General features: G+C 62.1%; 14 protein-coding genes. 3 read left to right on the top strand and 11 right to left on the bottom strand.

The features are described from left to right. Window positions 1-19 precede the first annotated feature (19 nt). Entirely contained in the window at window positions 20-904 is an 885-nt protein-coding gene (locus KUL93_RS00245) for a phosphoribulokinase (protein ID WP_217125126.1), read from the bottom strand. Window positions 905-936: 32 nt separating this feature from the next. Beyond that, window positions 937-2,016, bottom strand: coding sequence for a class 1 fructose-bisphosphatase (locus tag KUL93_RS00240; RefSeq protein WP_217125125.1), 1,080 nt, complete (start codon window positions 2,014-2,016; stop codon window positions 937-939). Window positions 2,017-2,115: 99 nt separating this feature from the next. Between KUL93_RS00240 and KUL93_RS00235 the strand changes: the two genes are divergently transcribed. Continuing rightward, window positions 2,116-3,069, top strand: a complete 954-nt coding sequence (locus KUL93_RS00235) for a LysR family transcriptional regulator (protein WP_217125124.1) — start codon at window positions 2,116-2,118, stop codon at window positions 3,067-3,069. Between the two features lie 23 nt (window positions 3,070-3,092). Here the strand turns inward: KUL93_RS00235 and KUL93_RS00230 are convergent, their stop codons facing one another. The 8 genes from KUL93_RS00230 to KUL93_RS00195 all read right to left on the bottom strand — a co-directional run bounded on the left by KUL93_RS00230 (window position 3,093) and on the right by KUL93_RS00195 (window position 12,185). Beyond that, window positions 3,093-3,671: a peroxidase-related enzyme gene (locus KUL93_RS00230; protein ID WP_217125123.1), complete on the bottom strand. Its 579-nt coding sequence runs from the start codon at window positions 3,669-3,671 to the stop codon at window positions 3,093-3,095. A 69-nt stretch (window positions 3,672-3,740) separates the two neighbouring features. Then, window positions 3,741-5,156: a pyruvate kinase gene (gene pyk / locus KUL93_RS00225; protein ID WP_217125122.1), complete on the bottom strand. Its 1,416-nt coding sequence runs from the start codon at window positions 5,154-5,156 to the stop codon at window positions 3,741-3,743. Continuing rightward, window positions 5,126-6,322 (bottom strand): class II fructose-bisphosphate aldolase, encoded by a 1,197-nt coding sequence (locus KUL93_RS00220; protein WP_217125121.1) that lies wholly within the window; start codon window positions 6,320-6,322, stop codon window positions 5,126-5,128. The genes pyk and KUL93_RS00220 overlap by 31 nt, the downstream gene beginning before the upstream one ends. Before the next feature lie 29 nt (window positions 6,323-6,351). Beyond that, complete coding sequence (locus KUL93_RS00215; RefSeq protein WP_217125120.1) at window positions 6,352-7,125, bottom strand: HAD-IA family hydrolase; 774 nt, start codon at window positions 7,123-7,125, stop codon at window positions 6,352-6,354. Window positions 7,126-7,137: 12 nt separating this feature from the next. Then, complete coding sequence (locus KUL93_RS00210) at window positions 7,138-9,477, bottom strand: nitric oxide reductase activation protein NorD (protein WP_217125119.1); 2,340 nt, start codon at window positions 9,475-9,477, stop codon at window positions 7,138-7,140. A 23-nt stretch (window positions 9,478-9,500) separates the two neighbouring features. Then, a complete protein-coding gene (locus KUL93_RS00205) occupies window positions 9,501-10,304 on the bottom strand; it encodes a CbbQ/NirQ/NorQ/GpvN family protein (protein WP_217125118.1) in 804 nt (267 codons plus the stop codon). Window positions 10,305-10,374: 70 nt separating this feature from the next. Continuing rightward, complete coding sequence (locus KUL93_RS00200; protein ID WP_346731604.1) at window positions 10,375-10,728, bottom strand: ribulose bisphosphate carboxylase small subunit; 354 nt, start codon at window positions 10,726-10,728, stop codon at window positions 10,375-10,377. A 32-nt stretch (window positions 10,729-10,760) separates the two neighbouring features. Further along, the gene (locus KUL93_RS00195; protein ID WP_217125116.1) at window positions 10,761-12,185 is read right to left on the bottom strand and encodes a form I ribulose bisphosphate carboxylase large subunit; all 1,425 of its coding nucleotides are present in this window, start codon (window positions 12,183-12,185) and stop codon (window positions 10,761-10,763) included. A gap of 233 nt (window positions 12,186-12,418) precedes the next feature. Here KUL93_RS00195 and KUL93_RS00190 point away from each other — a divergent pair, with 233 nt between their 5' ends. Next, complete coding sequence (locus KUL93_RS00190; protein ID WP_217125115.1) at window positions 12,419-12,898, top strand: NUDIX hydrolase; 480 nt, start codon at window positions 12,419-12,421, stop codon at window positions 12,896-12,898. Window positions 12,899-12,972: 74 nt separating this feature from the next. Beyond that, complete coding sequence (mnmA, locus tag KUL93_RS00185) at window positions 12,973-14,175, top strand: tRNA 2-thiouridine(34) synthase MnmA (RefSeq protein WP_217125114.1); 1,203 nt, start codon at window positions 12,973-12,975, stop codon at window positions 14,173-14,175. Here the strand turns inward: mnmA and KUL93_RS00180 are convergent. Further along, window positions 14,131-15,171 (bottom strand): hypothetical protein, encoded by a 1,041-nt coding sequence (locus tag KUL93_RS00180; RefSeq protein ID WP_217125113.1) that lies wholly within the window; start codon window positions 15,169-15,171, stop codon window positions 14,131-14,133. The genes mnmA and KUL93_RS00180 overlap by 45 nt on opposite strands. Window positions 15,172-15,178 lie beyond the last annotated feature (7 nt).

Below are 15,178 nucleotides of genomic sequence, written 5' to 3'. Positions count from 1 at the left end.
CCAAGTCAAAAGGTGAATTTTACGCGATTCCCAATGCGCGCTTGCGCCGTTCCATGAAGCGCCAGACAAATGGCGTGAAGATGAGTTGCATCGCCAGCTCCATCTTGCCACCCGGAACGACGATGGTGTTGGCGCGGCTCATGAACGAGCCGTGGATCATGTTCAAGAGGTACGGGAAGTCGATCCCTTTGGGGTTGGCGAAACGGATGATCACAAGGCTTTCGTCGGCGGTGGGGATGTCACGGGCGATGAAGGGATTGGAGGTGTCGACCACCGGCACGCGCTGGAAATTGACGTGGGTGCGCGAAAATTGCGGAACGATGTAATGGACGTAATCGGGCATGCGGCGTAGGATCGTGTCGGTCACCGCTTCCGTGGAGTATCCGCGCTCTTTGCGGTCGCGCCAGAGCTTCTGGATCCACTCGAGGTTGATCACCGGGACGACGCCGATCAAAAGGTCAGGGTACTGCGCGATGTTGTGCTCAGGGGTTACCACCGCGCCGTGCAGCCCTTCGTAAAAGAGCAGATCGGTCTCTTCGGCAATCTCTTCCCACTCGGTGAAGCAGCCGGGGGCAACACCGTACTGTTTGGCTTCCTCTTCGTTATGGACGTAGTGGCGAATACGGCCACGGCCCGTTTCGCTGTAGGTTTTGAAGAGGTTTTCCAATTCGCCGAAGAGGTTCGCTTCCGGGCCAAAATGGCTGAAATGGCGGTTGCCTTTGGCCTCCTCTTCAGCCATTTTTTGCCGCATCGCAGCGCGGTCGTAGGCGTGGAACGCGTCGCCTTCGACGAGCGCCGCTTTGATCCCTTCGCGGCGGAAGATATTGACGAAGGTGCGCATCACGGTACTCGTGCCGGCACCGGACGAGCCGGTGATCGCGATGATCGGGTGTTTCGCTGACATGGCTTGCTCCCAATGGTGAAAAGCTAGTGGTGTTAGAGGGTTTCGTCGCGAAAGAGGGTGCGTTCCGCAAAGAGCGGCAGATCCACGGGGCTTGCGTCCGGGTCGTTGTGGTACTGCTCGATTCGTTCGACCTCTTCCCGCGAACCGAAGACAAACCCGATGCGCTGATGGAGCTCGGTGGGCTGTACTTCGAGCACCGGCCCGTATCCGGTCGAGGCGCGCCCGCCTGCTTGTTCGACGATCATGCCGATCGGGTTGCACTCGTAAAGGAGCCGCAGCCGCCCCGGTTTTTTGGGTTCTTTGTTGTCGCGCGGGTAGAGGAAAACCCCACCACGGGAGAGGATTCGGTGGGTTTCCGCTACCAGCGACGCGACCCAGCGCATGTTGAAGTCTTTGCCGCGCGGTCCGGTCTTCCCCTTGAGGCACTCATTGACGTAGCGCTTCACTGGCGGCTCCCAGAAGCGGGCGTTGGAGGCGTTGATCGCAAACTCCTTGGTGCTTTCGGGAATCCGAATGTTCGGGTGGGTGAGCATGAATTCGCCAAAATCGGGGTCGAGGGTGAACCCGACGACGCCCCGGCCAACGGTGAGGACGAGCATTGTCGTCGGGCCGTAGATCGCGTACCCGGCGGCTATCTGTTTCGTTCCGGGTTGCAGGAAGTCTTCAACGGTAATCTCGCTTTTCCCTTCTGGGGCGCGCAGGACCGAGAAGATCGACCCCACCGAGACGTTGACGTCGATGTTGGACGAACCGTCGAGCGGATCGAAAAGAAGAAGGTAGCGCCCGCGCGGGTAGGGTTCGGGAATCACGTAGGGTTCGTCCATCTCTTCCGACGCCATCGCCGCGAGGTAGCCGCCCCACTCGGTGAGGCGCATGAAGCATTCGTTGCTGATCACATCGAGCGGCTTTTGCTCTTCCCCCTGCACGTTGATGGTGGTGGTCACCGCGTGGCTCGCTTTGGCAAGCGCGCCGTAGGCCACTTGCCGCGCGATCGCTTTACAGGCGCGCGCCACATCCAGAATCAACGCGTTGAAGTCGCCGCTTGCTTGCGGGTAGCGGCGCCGCTCCTCGATCAGGTATTGCGTGAGCGTTGGCGTGTGAGCCCAAGACATGGAACAACTCCTCTCCGCTATTGTCATTACTGGAAAAATAAATTAGACTTGTGATAAAGTAAAGTTGAATTTTTTTACTTTTTGTTTCAGGAGAAATGAATGAAACACGTGACGATGCGTCAGTTGCGCATCTTCGCGACGGTCGCCAAGGAGGGGTCGATCACCAAAGCGGCGGAGCGCCTTTTTTTGACACCGCCTGCGGTATCGATGCAGATCAAGGAGTTGGAGACCCAACTGGGGATGGTGCTTTTTGAGCGCAACGCGCGGCGTTTCGAATTGACGACGGTGGGGGAGTATTTTCTCCTCTACGCGAAAAAGATTCTCGACCTGGTGAGCGAAGCTGAAGAGCTCGCAAAGCGGCTACAAGATGGAGCTGCCGGGGAGCTCAAGATCGGGATGGTGAGCACCGCGCAGTACTTCGTTCCCCAAATGCTCGTGGATTTTCGCCGTGAGCATCCGGGCATTGCGCTCTCATTGCGGGTGGGCAACCGCGCGCAGGTGGTGGCGATGTTGGAGTCACGCGAGATCGACATCGCGGTGATGGGGCGTCCGCCGGAAGGGTTCGCGGTGCGGGCCGAAGCGTTCGCAGGCCATCCGAGCGCGTTCGTCGCCCCGCCAGACCACCCGCTGGTCGATGAAGCGCGACCGATCGATCCGAAAATCCTGCGCCACGAGCCGTTGATCGTGCGCGAGGCCGGCTCCGGAACCCGAGCGGCGATGGATCTGTTTTTCGCGGAGCGGCGGGTGACGCCGACGGTCGCGATGCAGATGGAGAGCAATGAGGCGATCAAGCAGGCGGTGATCGCCGGCTTGGGGATCGCGTTTCTCTCTTTGCATACGGTGGGGGGCGAGTTGGCACGCGGTGACCTCAAGGTGATCCCGGTACGCGGCACCCCGGTGGTGCGGGCATGGTATGTCGTGCACCGCACGAGCCAGTTCGTTGCGCCCACCGTCGAAGCGTTTCGCTATTATCTGCTGGAGCGGGGGCAGAGCTTCCTGCAGCGCCACTTCCCCAACGTTTTCGCGATTTGTGAAACGTTGGGGGCGGGCTAGGGCGCAAGAAAGGGTAAGCGGCGCTACCGCCCCAGGGTGTAGAACTCGTCGTTGGGACGCATCGCGCTCATGTTCGCCAAACGGTTGCTCAGTGCAAAAAAGGCAGCAATCGCACCGATCTCCCAGATGTCGTCTTGGGTGAACCCGTGGGCAAAGAGCGGTTCCCAGTCCGCTTCGGTGATGCGGGCGGAATCAAGCGCCACTTTCATCGCGTAGTCGAGCATCGCCCGCTGCCTGGGGGTGATTTCGGCACGGTGGTAGTTGGTGGCGATCTGCTCCGAAAGGCGCGGATTTTTGCTGCGCACACGCAGAATCGCACCGTGGGCGACCACGCAATAGAGGCAATCGTTCGCCGCCGAGGTGGCGACGACGATCATCTCTTTTTCCGCTTTGGTGAGGTTCGAAGGACGTTCCATCAGCGCGTCGTGGTAGGCGAAAAACGCGCGAAATTCTTCAGGTCGCGCGGCAAGCGCCAAAAAGACGTTGGGGATGAAGCCCGATTTTTCGGCCACCTTTTCGATCCGTTCCCGGATATCGGCGGGAAGGGCGTCGAGGGTTTCGGGGACGGGGAAGCGGCTGATCGGTCGTTGCGGTTCGGACATGGTCTCCTCCTCGGGTAGCATTGTCAGGGCGATAGAGCGCCCAATGCTACCACCCCCGAACCGCTCAGACTAGAGGGTGACGATCTTCAGGGTGTTGCTGCCTCCCGGCTGCCCCATCGGTTCGCCGAAGGTGACGGCAATCGTCTCGCCGGGTTCGGCCCAGCCGTTCGAAATGAGGAGCGTACGGATTTGCGCAAGGAGCGTTGCCGGGTCGGACGCGGGGTTCAGGTCGAAACGAACCGGTGTGACTTGGCGAAAGAGGGTGAGGTGGCCGAAGGTTACCGGGTCGGGTGTCAGCGCGTAGATGGGGAGTGCGCTTGCGATGCGGCTCATCCAAAGCGCAGTCGCGCCCGATTGGGTAAGCGCGACGATCGCTTTCACCCCCAGGTGGTAGCCCGACCAGACCGCAGAGACCGCAATCGCTTCATCGACGCGGTGAAAGCGCCGCCCCAAGAGCTCCTGGTCGAGATGGGCGTCGTGCGACGCGTCGGCTTCGGCGCAGACGCGCGCCATCGCTTCGACCGCCTCTACCGGGTATTGGCCCGCTGCGGTTTCGGCCGAGAGCATCACCGCGTCGGTGCCGTCGAGCACCGCATTGGCGACGTCCGAAACCTCAGCCCGCGTTGGGACCGGGCTATGCACCATCGACTCCATCATCTGGGTGGCAGTGATCGACAGACGGTTCATTTCCCGGGCGCGGCGCAAAATGCGCTTTTGCAACGCCGGGACTGCGGCGTCGCCGACCTCAACCGCGAGATCGCCGCGCGCCACCATCACGCCGTCGCTCGCCTCCAGAATCGCGTCGAGGTGGGTGATTGCCTCGACCCGTTCGATTTTGGCGATCAAGCGGGCGCGGCTCCCCGCGGCGCGCGCTAGGTGGCGCGCTTCGTGCATCTCTTCGGCGTGTTTGACGAAAGAGACCGCGAGGAAATCGACGCCGATCTCGGCTGCGAGCGCGATATCGGCACGGTCTTTCGCGGTGAGCGCTGGCGCCGAAAGCCCGCCGCCCAGTTTGTTGATCCCTTTGTGGTTCGAAAGGGGGCCGCCAACGAGCACCTGCGTGATGAGCGCGTCGGCGCACTTTTCGACGATCTGCAAACGGATTTTGCCGTCGTCCAGGAGCAGAATGTCGCCGACCTCGACGTCGTCGATCAGTTCCGGATAGTCAAGGCCGACCCGCGTCGCGTCACCTGGGGTGAGGTCGCGATCGAGCGCGAAGCGTTGCCCTTTGCTTAGGGTGACCGAATTGCCAGCGAACCGGCCGATGCGGATCTTCGGCCCTTGCAGATCGCCAAGGATGCCAACCGCGCGTTGCGTCTGTTGCGCGAGCGCGCGCACGAGCGACGCTCGGGCACGGTGCTCCTTAGCAGTTCCGTGTGAAAAGTTGAGGCGAACGACATCGACCCCGGCAAGGAGGAGCCGTTCGAGCGTCGCGCGATCGCTCGAAGCTGGGCCTAGCGTTGCGACGATTTTGGTGTGGCGCATCGTCCATTTCCTTCGGTAAGGCGGAAATCGATCGTGATCCGCTCGGCGGCGAACGGGCGAAAACGGCCATCGGCGAAGCGTTGATGGTCGGGATGGGTGCGGAAATGGTCTAGCGCTTCTGGCGTCGCGAAGGTCATCGTCCAGAGGTAAGGGTAGGGGGCGTTGGCGGTTTCGGCAACGCCGGCTGCGATCCGCCGCACGCCGGGGAGCGACCCAAGCGTTGCGACCCCCTCTCGTTGCATCGCGGCAACGTCTGGCGCACCTTCACCCCAGCGGTGAACGATCACATGTTCGACCGGGGCGATGCGCGGCGCAGCACTTCCAGCCGCTTCGGCACGCCCCGCTGCCCCCCAGACGCGACACGTTCGCAACACCTCCTCTGCGATCGCCTCCCGCGCAGCCAGTCGCTGTTCGTCCCAACGCCGATATTGGGCTGCCGCTTGGCTAGCCACTTCCACGAGCGCGGTGTAGTAGTTGATCTTGTTCGCACCCGCAGCAACGAGCGCACGAAACTGTTCGTCCGCAAGGCCGGTGCCGCCATGGATCACGAGCGGCGTACTGGGCAAACGGGTACGGATTGCAGCGAGCCGTTCCAAGTCGAGCCGCGGTTCGCCGCGAAACCGTCCATGTACGGTACCGATCGAGACAGCGAGCCAGTCGCATCCCGTCTCACGGACGAACGTTTCGGCCTCGTCCGGTTCTGTATAGCGGATCGCACCCGGATGGTGTTCGGCATCTTTCCCTTCTTCGCCAGGTATATAGCCAATTTCGGCCTCCAGCGGCAGGCCGACGGCGTGGGCGAGCGCAGCGGCGCGGCGTGTCAGCGCAACGTTCTCTGCCCATTCCAAGTGCGAACCGTCGATCATCAAACTGGTGTAACCGAGTTGCGTTGCCCGAACCAGGCGGTCGAGCGTCGTGCCGTGGTCGTAGTGGATCGCAACCGGCACCGGGGCAGTGGCAGCGGCTTCGACAGCGGCCGCAAGCAAGGTTGCTTCATCGAACTGGTCGGTATGGAGCTCAGCGATGCTGATCAGCACAGGCGCTTCGGCACGCTGGGCACCCAGTAAGACCCCTTCGAGCATCGTGGTATCGAGAATGTCGTACGCGCCGATCGCGTACCGGTTGGCGACGGCGTGTTGCAGTAGGGCGTTCGCGGCAACGAGCACGTTTGGGCTCCTTTCTGCTCTTCTTCCCGTTAGGCGGCGGTGGGCGTTGCGGCGCACGCGGCCCATTTTGTGAGCAAGGCCCAGGTAACGACCCCTTCACCACCTCCTTGCGGGGTGTGGAGCCAACGCGCCGGAAGGTCGGGTTCCCCCAGGTGGTCGACCACCGCAAAGGCAGCGGGATATTCCGGTGCCTTGCCATATTCGCTCTCGGTGACGAGTACCGGGATTCCCGCGGCGGCAGCGGCTTGCGCCCCGTGCGCGGTGTCTTCGATCGCGATCGCTTCGTGCGCGGCGATGCCGAGCTGGCAGAGGGCAACGTGGTAGGCTTGCGGGTCCGGTTTTTTTCGCGGCGCTTCGCGCGCGGTGATCAGCGCGGCAAAGGGGGGCGCGTCGTCAGGCCACAACGCCGCGAGCAATGCGGCGACGTTTTCCGGGCTGGTGGTGGTGACGATCGCAACGCACGCACCGCTTGCGGCGGCTTCCTGCGCCAGGCGAACGACGCCGGGGCGCAACGGCAGCGCGCCCTGCGCGAGCATCTGCGCGTAGCGCGCGTTCTTGTCGCGGTGAATCGTCGCAATGGTATCGGGGGCGAGGACGATTCCAGCGGCTTCGTGCGGATAGGCGCTTTGAAAGTGGGCGATCCGTTCGCGGCCGCCCGCAACGCGCAGCAGTTCGGCGTAGCGCTGCGGCGACCAACGCCAGGGAAGGCCAGCCGCTGCGAATGCGGCGTTGAAGGCGCGGCGGTGGAGCGCTTCGGTTTCAGCGAGGGTACCGTCGACGTCGAAGAGTAGGGCTCTGACCATAAGAAGTCCTTGTCAGCGAGTCAGCGCCGCAAAAAGCCGCGGCAACCGTTCGGGAAGTTTGTCCACCCGGTCGATCACGGTGTAGTGTTTGCCGAAGATCTGCGCGACGTAACGGTCGGCTCCGGGGTCGAGGGTGAGGCAGTAGGTATAGACGCCGTTTCCCCACAGTTCGTCGACGGCACGGCGCGCGTCTCGCCGCAGGTGGTTGGGGTCGCGCTCGTCGATATCGGCCGGCTCTCCGTCGGTGACGAGCAAAAGGAGCTTGCGCTTTTGCGGTTGCTGCTTGAGCAACGTTCCGGCGTGGCGCAACGCCGCGCCCATCCGCGTGGAAAACGCGCCGTTGATCCCTGAGAGACGTTTTTTCGCGTTCTCGCCCCACCGTTCGCCGAACCGTTTGATCGGGTAGAGGCGTACGTCTTCGCGTCCATCGGAATGGAAACCGAGAATCGCAAGCGGATCGCCGATGCGTTCGATCGCTTCGGCCAGAAGCAGCGTCGCGGCGCGGGACGCGTCGAGTACCGAGTGGTGCGCACCGTGCGGCGTCTCGTTCGTCGACGCCGAGAGGTCGAGGAGCAGGCAGACCGCGATGTCGCGCTTCAGGAGCTTGTGGCGCAGCGTGATCCGCGGGTCGAAAGGAAGGCCTGCGCGCGCATGGATCATCGCGTCGATCGCCGGGGTGAGGTCGAGTTCGTCGCCATCTTCGAGTTTGCGCTCGCGCTGTACCCCTTGCGGGCGCAGCCGTTCGACGATTTTCCGTAGCCGCTTTACCACCGGCAGGTGTTCACGGTAGAGGGCGTCGAGCGGTTCGAGTTCGCCCAACGGCGCAGGGTATTCGAAGCAACTGACCCAGTCCGGTCGATAGCATTGGGCGCGCTCGTCCCATTCGTCGTAGAAGAAGGGGCCAGCGATGCGCGGGCTGCCGTATTTTTCCTGAAAGGTGATGCCGTCGTCGTCGTAGATTGGGGTGGCAGGAACCCAGATTTCGTCAGGGGTGTCGCTCTGGGTTTCGGTGTCGACCTCGTTGACGAATTCCATCAGCGGAACGATGCGCCGCAGCGGCTGGCGCCGCATCGCGTGGAGTTTCCGGGTCAGCGACTCAGCGTCGAAGTGCCAGACGATCCGGTTGTCGTCGCGGTAACACAGCGGAAGCGCTTCGACGTCGCGCGCCATCGGGGTGCCGGCGTCGGTGGCTTCGAGCGCGGCGCGCAGGGGTTCGAGCAGCATCCGCACGTGCGTTCGGCTCGCTTCTGCAGGGCAGGCGAACGCATCGACGATGCGCTCGGCGCACGCGGCAAGCGGTTCCGGTAGCGGCGCGTCGACGGGGTCGGCACGCCAGCCCCAGCGGTGGTAACAGTGGTCGATGAGGGTAAGGAGCCACTGCGCCGCAGGATGGCGGTTTGGGGGTGGGGCACTGTGGCGGGCGAGTTCGGCCCACGCGTGGCCAAGGCCAGGGAAGGCCTGGGCGGCGGCATATTCGACGCGCAGGTCTTCGAGAAAACCGTAGAGTGCGCGTTCGAGCGAACCCAAGCCGCGCGGATCATGCGCGCCGCCGCCATAGACGAGGTGCGCCGCCATGTGGGCGGCGATCGCGCGATAAACGGCGGCCCCATCCAGCGCGCCGACGCGATCGACGGCGTCTGGAAGGTGGAGGACGAAGTCGTCGACGAACGGACGGAACTCGTTGCGGTCGGCCTGGGCGGGTTTGAGCCAGAAGTCGCGTCCCCAAAGCGCACGCAAGTAGGCGTTCAGCTTGCGGTGGCTGTCGACGAAGAGGGTGCCCCGTCGCTCCTCCTGCAGCTTCGCTTTCGCTTCGGCGCTTTCGAGCGCGAAATAGGCGGTGAGCGCTGCGGTGTCTTGACGGTGGAGTTCGGCGCCGAAGAGCGCCCAGCGGCGCAAACCCCCAAGCGTCAAGGTATCCAGAAGCGGTTCGAGATGGGCAAAGAGCGGGCGCAACGCGCGTGGGGCGAGGCTCGCCAATTGGTGGACGAAGGTGAGGTAGTTCGTGAAGAGGTCGGCGTCGCCAAGCCGCCGTGCGACCAACGGAAGGGTGGCCAGGAACCGTTCGATCACCTCGCCCGAGGTCATCGAAGCTAATTTCGCCGCTTCACGCCGAGCTGCTTCCGCCGCGTCTTCCCCCACCTCGCGCGCGATCGCCGGTGCAGCTTCGAGATAGGCCAGCGCGAGGTGCTCGCCCCGTCCCAAGTTGAGGAGCGCTTCCACCCCGCGGCGGTAGTATTCGCAGCCCGCAGGGGAGAAGTGTTTGGGCGCTTCCAGCGCGAAGCGCACGACCAGTTCGCGGTGGGGTTCGGCAAAGCGCGCGACGAGCGCTTCCCATTCGGTGGGCGGTTGCATCGCTTCGCTCCTTGGGTTTCCGTTCAGGCAAAGAGCGTTTGCGTGGCGGCGCGCAGCGCGTCACGCAGGTCGGGGTCGTCGGTGATCGGGCAGATGAGCGCCATTTCGCACGCGATGAGCGGCGCGATCCCTTTGGTGATCAGCGACCCGGCATAGACGAGGAGCCGTGTGGAGATCCCTTCGTCGAGCCCATGCCCTTTGAGGTGGCGCGACCGGATCGCGACTTCGACGAGCTTGTTCGCGGTGGCAGCATCGACGCCCGATTCGTGTGCGACGATTTCGCGCTCCACTTCCGGCGCGGGATAGTCGAAGTCCATCGCCGCGAAGCGCTGTTTGGTGGACGTTTTGAGGTCCTTCATCGCCGATTGATACCCGGGGTTATAAGAGATCACGATCTGAAAGTCCGGGTGGGCTTCGACCACTTCCCCTTTTTTGTCGAGCGGCAGGATGCGGCGATGGTCGGTGAGCGGGTGGATCACCACGGTGGTATCCTGGCGCGCTTCGACCACTTCGTCGAGGTAGCAGATCGCGCCGATGCGCGCTGCGGTGGTGAGCGGCCCATCCTGCCAACGGGTGCCTTCTTTGTCGAGGAGAAAGCGGCCGACGAGGTCGGCAGCGGTCATGTCTTCGTTGCACGCAACCGTGATGAGGGGTTTGCCGAGCTTCCACGCCATGTATTCGACGAAGCGTGATTTGCCACAGCCAGTGGGGCCTTTCAGCATCATCGGGATGCGGTTCGCGTACGCGGCTTCGAATCGTTCGATTTCGTCACCGACCGCATGGTAATAGGGTTCAGAACGGACGAGGTACTGGTTGCGAAGGTCCATAGCAGGCCTCCTCTCAGCAATGCAGCAAGTAACGCCCCGGGGCACGCGAGCGACCCAGGGCAGCTTTCGATTACTGCGCCGGACGGTAGACGAGCATCGCGGTGCCCTGCGTCTGGCGGATGTTGTCGTAGCCGATCAGTTTGATCAGGTGGTTCGGGTTGGAGCGTTTACACGCTTCGACTTCGGCAAGGATCTTGTCGACGTCGGTCTCGCCGAACATCGGCAATTTCCACATGTACCAGTAGTGGAGTATCGCGTTTTCCGGCTCGCAATGCTCGATCGCCGGGTTCCAGCCCTTGCTGACGATGTACTCCACCTGCTTGCGGATCTCCTCAGCGCTCATCTGCGGCAGGTAGGAGAAGGTCTCGAAGCGTTTGCTCTTCGGGTCGTTCAAGCGGCTGGGGTAGTCTTGCACGTCCCGGATCATATCTTGCGTTTCGCTCATCGTTGGCTCCTTTAGCGGTGTTGCACGTCGAGTTTGTCGACGGTGTCGAAATCGAATTTGATCTCTTTCCAGGTCTCCATCGCGACCTTGAGTTCCGGACACGACTTCGCGGCTTCGGTGAGGATCTCACGCCCCATCTTCTCGATGGGCTTGCCTTCGTTGCGGGCTTTGACACACGCTTCGAGCGCGACGCGGTTCGCGCAGGCGCCGGCGGCGTTCCCCCACGGGTGGCCGAGCGTGCCGCCACCGAATTGCAGCACCGAATCGTCGCCGAAGATCGAAACGAGCGCAGGCATGTGCCAGACGTGGATCCCGCCGGAAGCGACCGGGAACATCCCCGGCATTTGCCCCCAATCTTGGTCGAAGAAGATGCCGCGCGAGCGGTCCGCTTTGACGTAGCGGTCGCGCATCAGGTCGATCCAGCCGAGGGTGGCGGCGCGGTCGCCTTCGAGTTTACCGACCACGGTACCGGAGTGGAGGTGGTCGCCGCCGATAAGCCGCATGATCTTCGCGAGCACGCGGAAGTTGATCCCGTGTTTCGGGTTGCGGTCGATCACTGCGTGCATCGCGCGGTGGACGTGGAGCAGCAACCCGTTGTCGCGACACCACTTCGACAGACTTTGCGTCGCTGCCCAGCCGACAGTGAGGTAGTCGATCATGATGATCGGCGTGCCGATCTCCTTCGCGAATTCGGCGCGCTTGTAGATCTCTTCCATTGTCGGGCCGGTGACGTTCATGTAGTGGCCCTTGCGCTCACCGGTTTCGGCTTGCGCCTTCTCGATCGCTTCCTGGCAGAAGAGGAAGCGATCACGCCAGCGCATGAAGGGTTGCGAGTTGACGTTTTCGTCGTCTTTGGTGAAGTCGAGCCCGCCGCGCAGGCACTCATAGACCGCACGGCCGTAGTTCTTCGCCGAAAGGCCGAGTTTCGGTTTGATGGTGCAGCCCAAGAGCGGGCGGCCGTATTTGTTGAGTTTGTCACGCTCCACATAGATGCCGTGGGGTGGTCCCGGGCAGGTGGTGACGAACCAGAGCGGGACTCGGACGTCTTCGAGCCGCAGGCTGCGCACCGCTTTGAAGCCGAAGACGTTGCCAACGAGCGAAGTGAAGACGTTCACGATCGAGCCCTCTTCGAAGAGCCCCATCGGGTAGGCGATGAACGCGTAGAAGGCTTCGTCGTTGCCAGGAACGTCTTCGATCGCGTAGGCGCGCCCCTTGTAGTAGTAGAGGTCGGTCAACAGGTCGGTCCAGACCGTGGTCCAGGTGGCGGTGGAGGATTCCGCAGCGACCGCAGCCGCAGCCTCTTCGCGCGGAACGCCCGGTTGCGGCACGATCTTGAACACGGCAAGGAAATCGGAATCTTTGGGAACGTAGGTCGGTTCCCAATAGGTTTCGCGGTACTCTTTTACCCCCGCTTCGTAACGTTTGGGTTGGCTCATCGGTAACCTCCTGACTGGTGGATCGTTCATGCGCCGTGGGGCGCTGAGAAGAACTATACGGCAGAATGTTTTTTTTGTAAATTTTATTGTTTTGTCTATTTTTTTAATTTTTACTGAATAATGGCCCATTCGATGTAATGCGCGGAGCGAGTGGCTGCTTCCTAAAAGTGGTGTCGTCTGCGGGACGATCGCCACGCCGTTATAATTGCAGCCACATTATGGGAGTGTTGGCTATGAGCGAACGGTGGCGCCCCGGTTTGACGGTGGCGGCGGTGATCGAACGCGAAGGGCAGTTTCTGCTGGTTGAGGAAGAGACGCCAGAAGGGGTGCGCTTCAACCAACCCGCTGGCCATGTCGAACCGGGTGAGACGTTGGTCGCGGCGGTGGTCCGTGAGACATTGGAAGAGACGCGATTTCATTTCACCCCGAAAGCGGTGGTGGGGGTCTACTTGTGGCAAAAGCCCGGGTCCGAGACCGCGTATCTGCGTTTCGCGTTCAGTGGTCAGTTGGGGACTGAGGAGCCGAACCGCGCGCTCGACTCCGGGATCATTCGCCCGGTGTGGTTGTCGCGCGACGAGGTCGCAGCGCTCGCGCAAGCCGGGCGAACCCGCAGTCCGTTGGTTTTGGCAGTGATCGACGATTGGCTTGCGGGGCGTCGCTACAGCCTCGATGTGGTTCGGATGTGGCGGGACGGGGTCGGGTTGGTCGTGTGACGGTGTGATGTTCGCCCCTGCTGGCTGCGGAGGGTCGTTTCGGATGGTTGGATAACGGAGTATCGAGAAACAGGATGGCGCAGGAAAACGGGGCCACGGTGGTGGCGGAGTTGGGATTGACCGAAGCGTGGCAGACGGTTCCCGAAGGAGAGGGTCGCCATGTGGTCGTGGGGCTTTCCGGTGGCGTCGATTCGGCGGTCACCGCTTGGTTGCTCAAGACGCGCGGTTGGCGTGTCACCGGCGTTTTCATGAAGAATTGGGAGGACGACGATACCGAAACCCACTGCACGAGCCGTGCCGACTGGATCGACGTGGTGAGTGTGGCCGATCGGTTGGCGATCGAGGTCGAGCACGTCAATTTTGCCGCGGAATACCGCGAGCGGGTCTTTCAGGAATTCCTCGACGAGTATGCGGCAGGGCGGACCCCGAATCCCGATATCCTCTGCAATTCGGAGATCAAATTCGCCGCATTTTTGGCGTACGCATTGGGGTTAGGTGCCGAGGCGATCGCGACCGGCCACTACGCGGTGGTTCGTCCGTGGCGCAATGAGGATGGTTCGGTGACCTATCAACTCCTCAAAGGGACCGACAGCACCAAGGATCAGAGTTATTTTCTTTACCGCCTCAATCAAGCGCAACTCAGCAAAGCGCTCTTTCCTTTGGGGGCATTCTACAAACGCGACGTTCGTCGGCTTGCAAAGGCGATCGGTTTGCCGGTCGCGGAGAAAAAGGACTCGACCGGTATCTGCTTCATCGGGGAGCGGTCGATGCGGACCTTCTTGAGCCGCTATTTGACAGCGCAACCCGGGGAGATTCGTGATCTGGATACGGGCCAGGTACTGGGGCGCCATGCGGGGTTGATCTACTACACCTTGGGGCAGCGTCAAGGGTTGGGCATTGGTGGCGTCAAGGGGCGCGACACGGACGGGAACCACCAACCATGGTTCGTCGCGAAGAAAGATTTGGCGAACAATGTGCTCTATGTGGTCCGCGGTCACGACCATCCGGCGCTCTTCGCCGATCGCTTGCGTGCGGTTCGTTGCCATTGGATCAGTGGTCGTTTGCCGCATACCCATTGGGTCTACAGCGCGAAACCGCGTTACCGGACGCCCGATGCACCGTGCGAGATCGAAGCCGTTTCTGACGCCGGCGAGATGACGCTGGCGTTTGCCACCCCGCAGTGGGCGTTGACGCCCGGGCAGAGCGTCGTCGTCTATGAGTCGCGGGTCTGTTTAGGCGGTGGTGTGATCGACAGCGCTTGGACTGCCGACGGGTGATCCGCTCGCAGCGGGCGCTTCCTGCGTTGCTTGCAGCGCCGCTACATGGGGGGGCAAGGTCGTAGCGCGGTCGCCGACCATCAGATGGTGGGTGGTGATTTGCAGTTGCCCGGAGGCGAAGTGGGCGCACCGTTCGAGGTAGTGGGCGGTGCTCTTTGGCATCGGGGTGCGCGCGCGGGTGATGTAAGAGATGAGCGCCTGACCGTCGCGAACGAGCCGCTCCCCGTCGGCGATCAAGAGCAGTTCGTCACGAGACGGGGGATGGTTGAGTCGCGGTTTGTAGTGGAGCACGTTTTCACTGGCTACGACGAATTCGGACCAGACTTCGAAAATCTCGGGGTCGGTTCGTAGCGTCTCGACTTTGACTTTGGCAGCGGTGGCCAACCGGTGCAGATGCGCAGTCAACCCCTGGAAAAAGGGGTGGGTGCCGATGGTTCGTACCATGGTGTCGACGATGCGGTCGATATCGCGCATCGTCCAGGCGATTTTGAGGTAGCGCGTTTCATAGAAATCGGCAATCGGCACCGAAAAGGCGCGAAACGGTTCGCCCCACAGTTCGTCGATCCCCTCTTCGCCGCTGCGGTGTAACACAAGGCGGCCGAGCGCAAGCGCTTCTCTGAGGCAATTGCCGCATTCGCGCATCAGTTCGTTCGACGAGCTGATCTGGACGCCCTGTTCCTGGAGTTCGACCAGATGGGTGAAGATGTCGGTGGCGCGGTTGAAGAGCGCACCTGCGAGCATCGCCCCTTTGACCCGTTTCTTTTGCGGGTCGGTTTCACGTTCGTAAGCGGCACGCGCTTCTTGCAGACGTTTGCCTGGGACGTTGAGGCCATGTTCGACGTGGTTGAAAAGCCGCCGGGTCAGGTCGTGAATGAGTGTTTTCCGTGCCCAGAGTTCATTTTCCGGGATCGGGTAGGTCTTGACCCAATACCCATCGTAATAGACCCGCTCGACGCCGTCGATGACGCGACGGGTGCCGTTATCGACCAGAGACATGGCGCTT

Origin of the sequence: Hydrogenophilus thiooxidans, assembly GCF_019049855.1 — a bacterium.
GTDB classification, from domain to species: domain Bacteria; phylum Pseudomonadota; class Gammaproteobacteria; order Burkholderiales; family Rhodocyclaceae; genus Hydrogenophilus; species Hydrogenophilus thiooxidans.
This window is presented reverse-complemented; position numbering and strand designations above follow the sequence as displayed.

Bases quoted from the DNA above. Each gene is read 5' to 3' on its own strand.
- KUL93_RS00245 (WP_217125126.1), bottom strand. From the start codon at position 904: ATGTCAGCGAAACACCCGATCATCGCGATCACCGGCTCGTCCGGTGCC.
- KUL93_RS00240 (WP_217125125.1), bottom strand. From the start codon at position 2,016: ATGTCTTGGGCTCACACGCCAACGCTCACGCAATACCTGATCGAGGAG.
- KUL93_RS00235 (WP_217125124.1), top strand. From the start codon at position 2,116: ATGAAACACGTGACGATGCGTCAGTTGCGCATCTTCGCGACGGTCGCC.
- KUL93_RS00230 (WP_217125123.1), bottom strand. From the start codon at position 3,671: ATGTCCGAACCGCAACGACCGATCAGCCGCTTCCCCGTCCCCGAAACC.
- pyk (WP_217125122.1), bottom strand. From the start codon at position 5,156: ATGCGCCACACCAAAATCGTCGCAACGCTAGGCCCAGCTTCGAGCGAT.
- KUL93_RS00215 (WP_217125120.1), bottom strand. From the start codon at position 7,125: ATGGTCAGAGCCCTACTCTTCGACGTCGACGGTACCCTCGCTGAAACC.
- KUL93_RS00210 (WP_217125119.1), bottom strand. From the start codon at position 9,477: ATGCAACCGCCCACCGAATGGGAAGCGCTCGTCGCGCGCTTTGCCGAA.
- KUL93_RS00205 (WP_217125118.1), bottom strand. From the start codon at position 10,304: ATGGACCTTCGCAACCAGTACCTCGTCCGTTCTGAACCCTATTACCAT.
- KUL93_RS00195 (WP_217125116.1), bottom strand. From the start codon at position 12,185: ATGAGCCAACCCAAACGTTACGAAGCGGGGGTAAAAGAGTACCGCGAA.
- KUL93_RS00190 (WP_217125115.1), top strand. From the start codon at position 12,419: ATGAGCGAACGGTGGCGCCCCGGTTTGACGGTGGCGGCGGTGATCGAA.
- mnmA (WP_217125114.1), top strand. From the start codon at position 12,973: ATGGCGCAGGAAAACGGGGCCACGGTGGTGGCGGAGTTGGGATTGACC.
- KUL93_RS00180 (WP_217125113.1), bottom strand. From the start codon at position 15,171: ATGTCTCTGGTCGATAACGGCACCCGTCGCGTCATCGACGGCGTCGAG.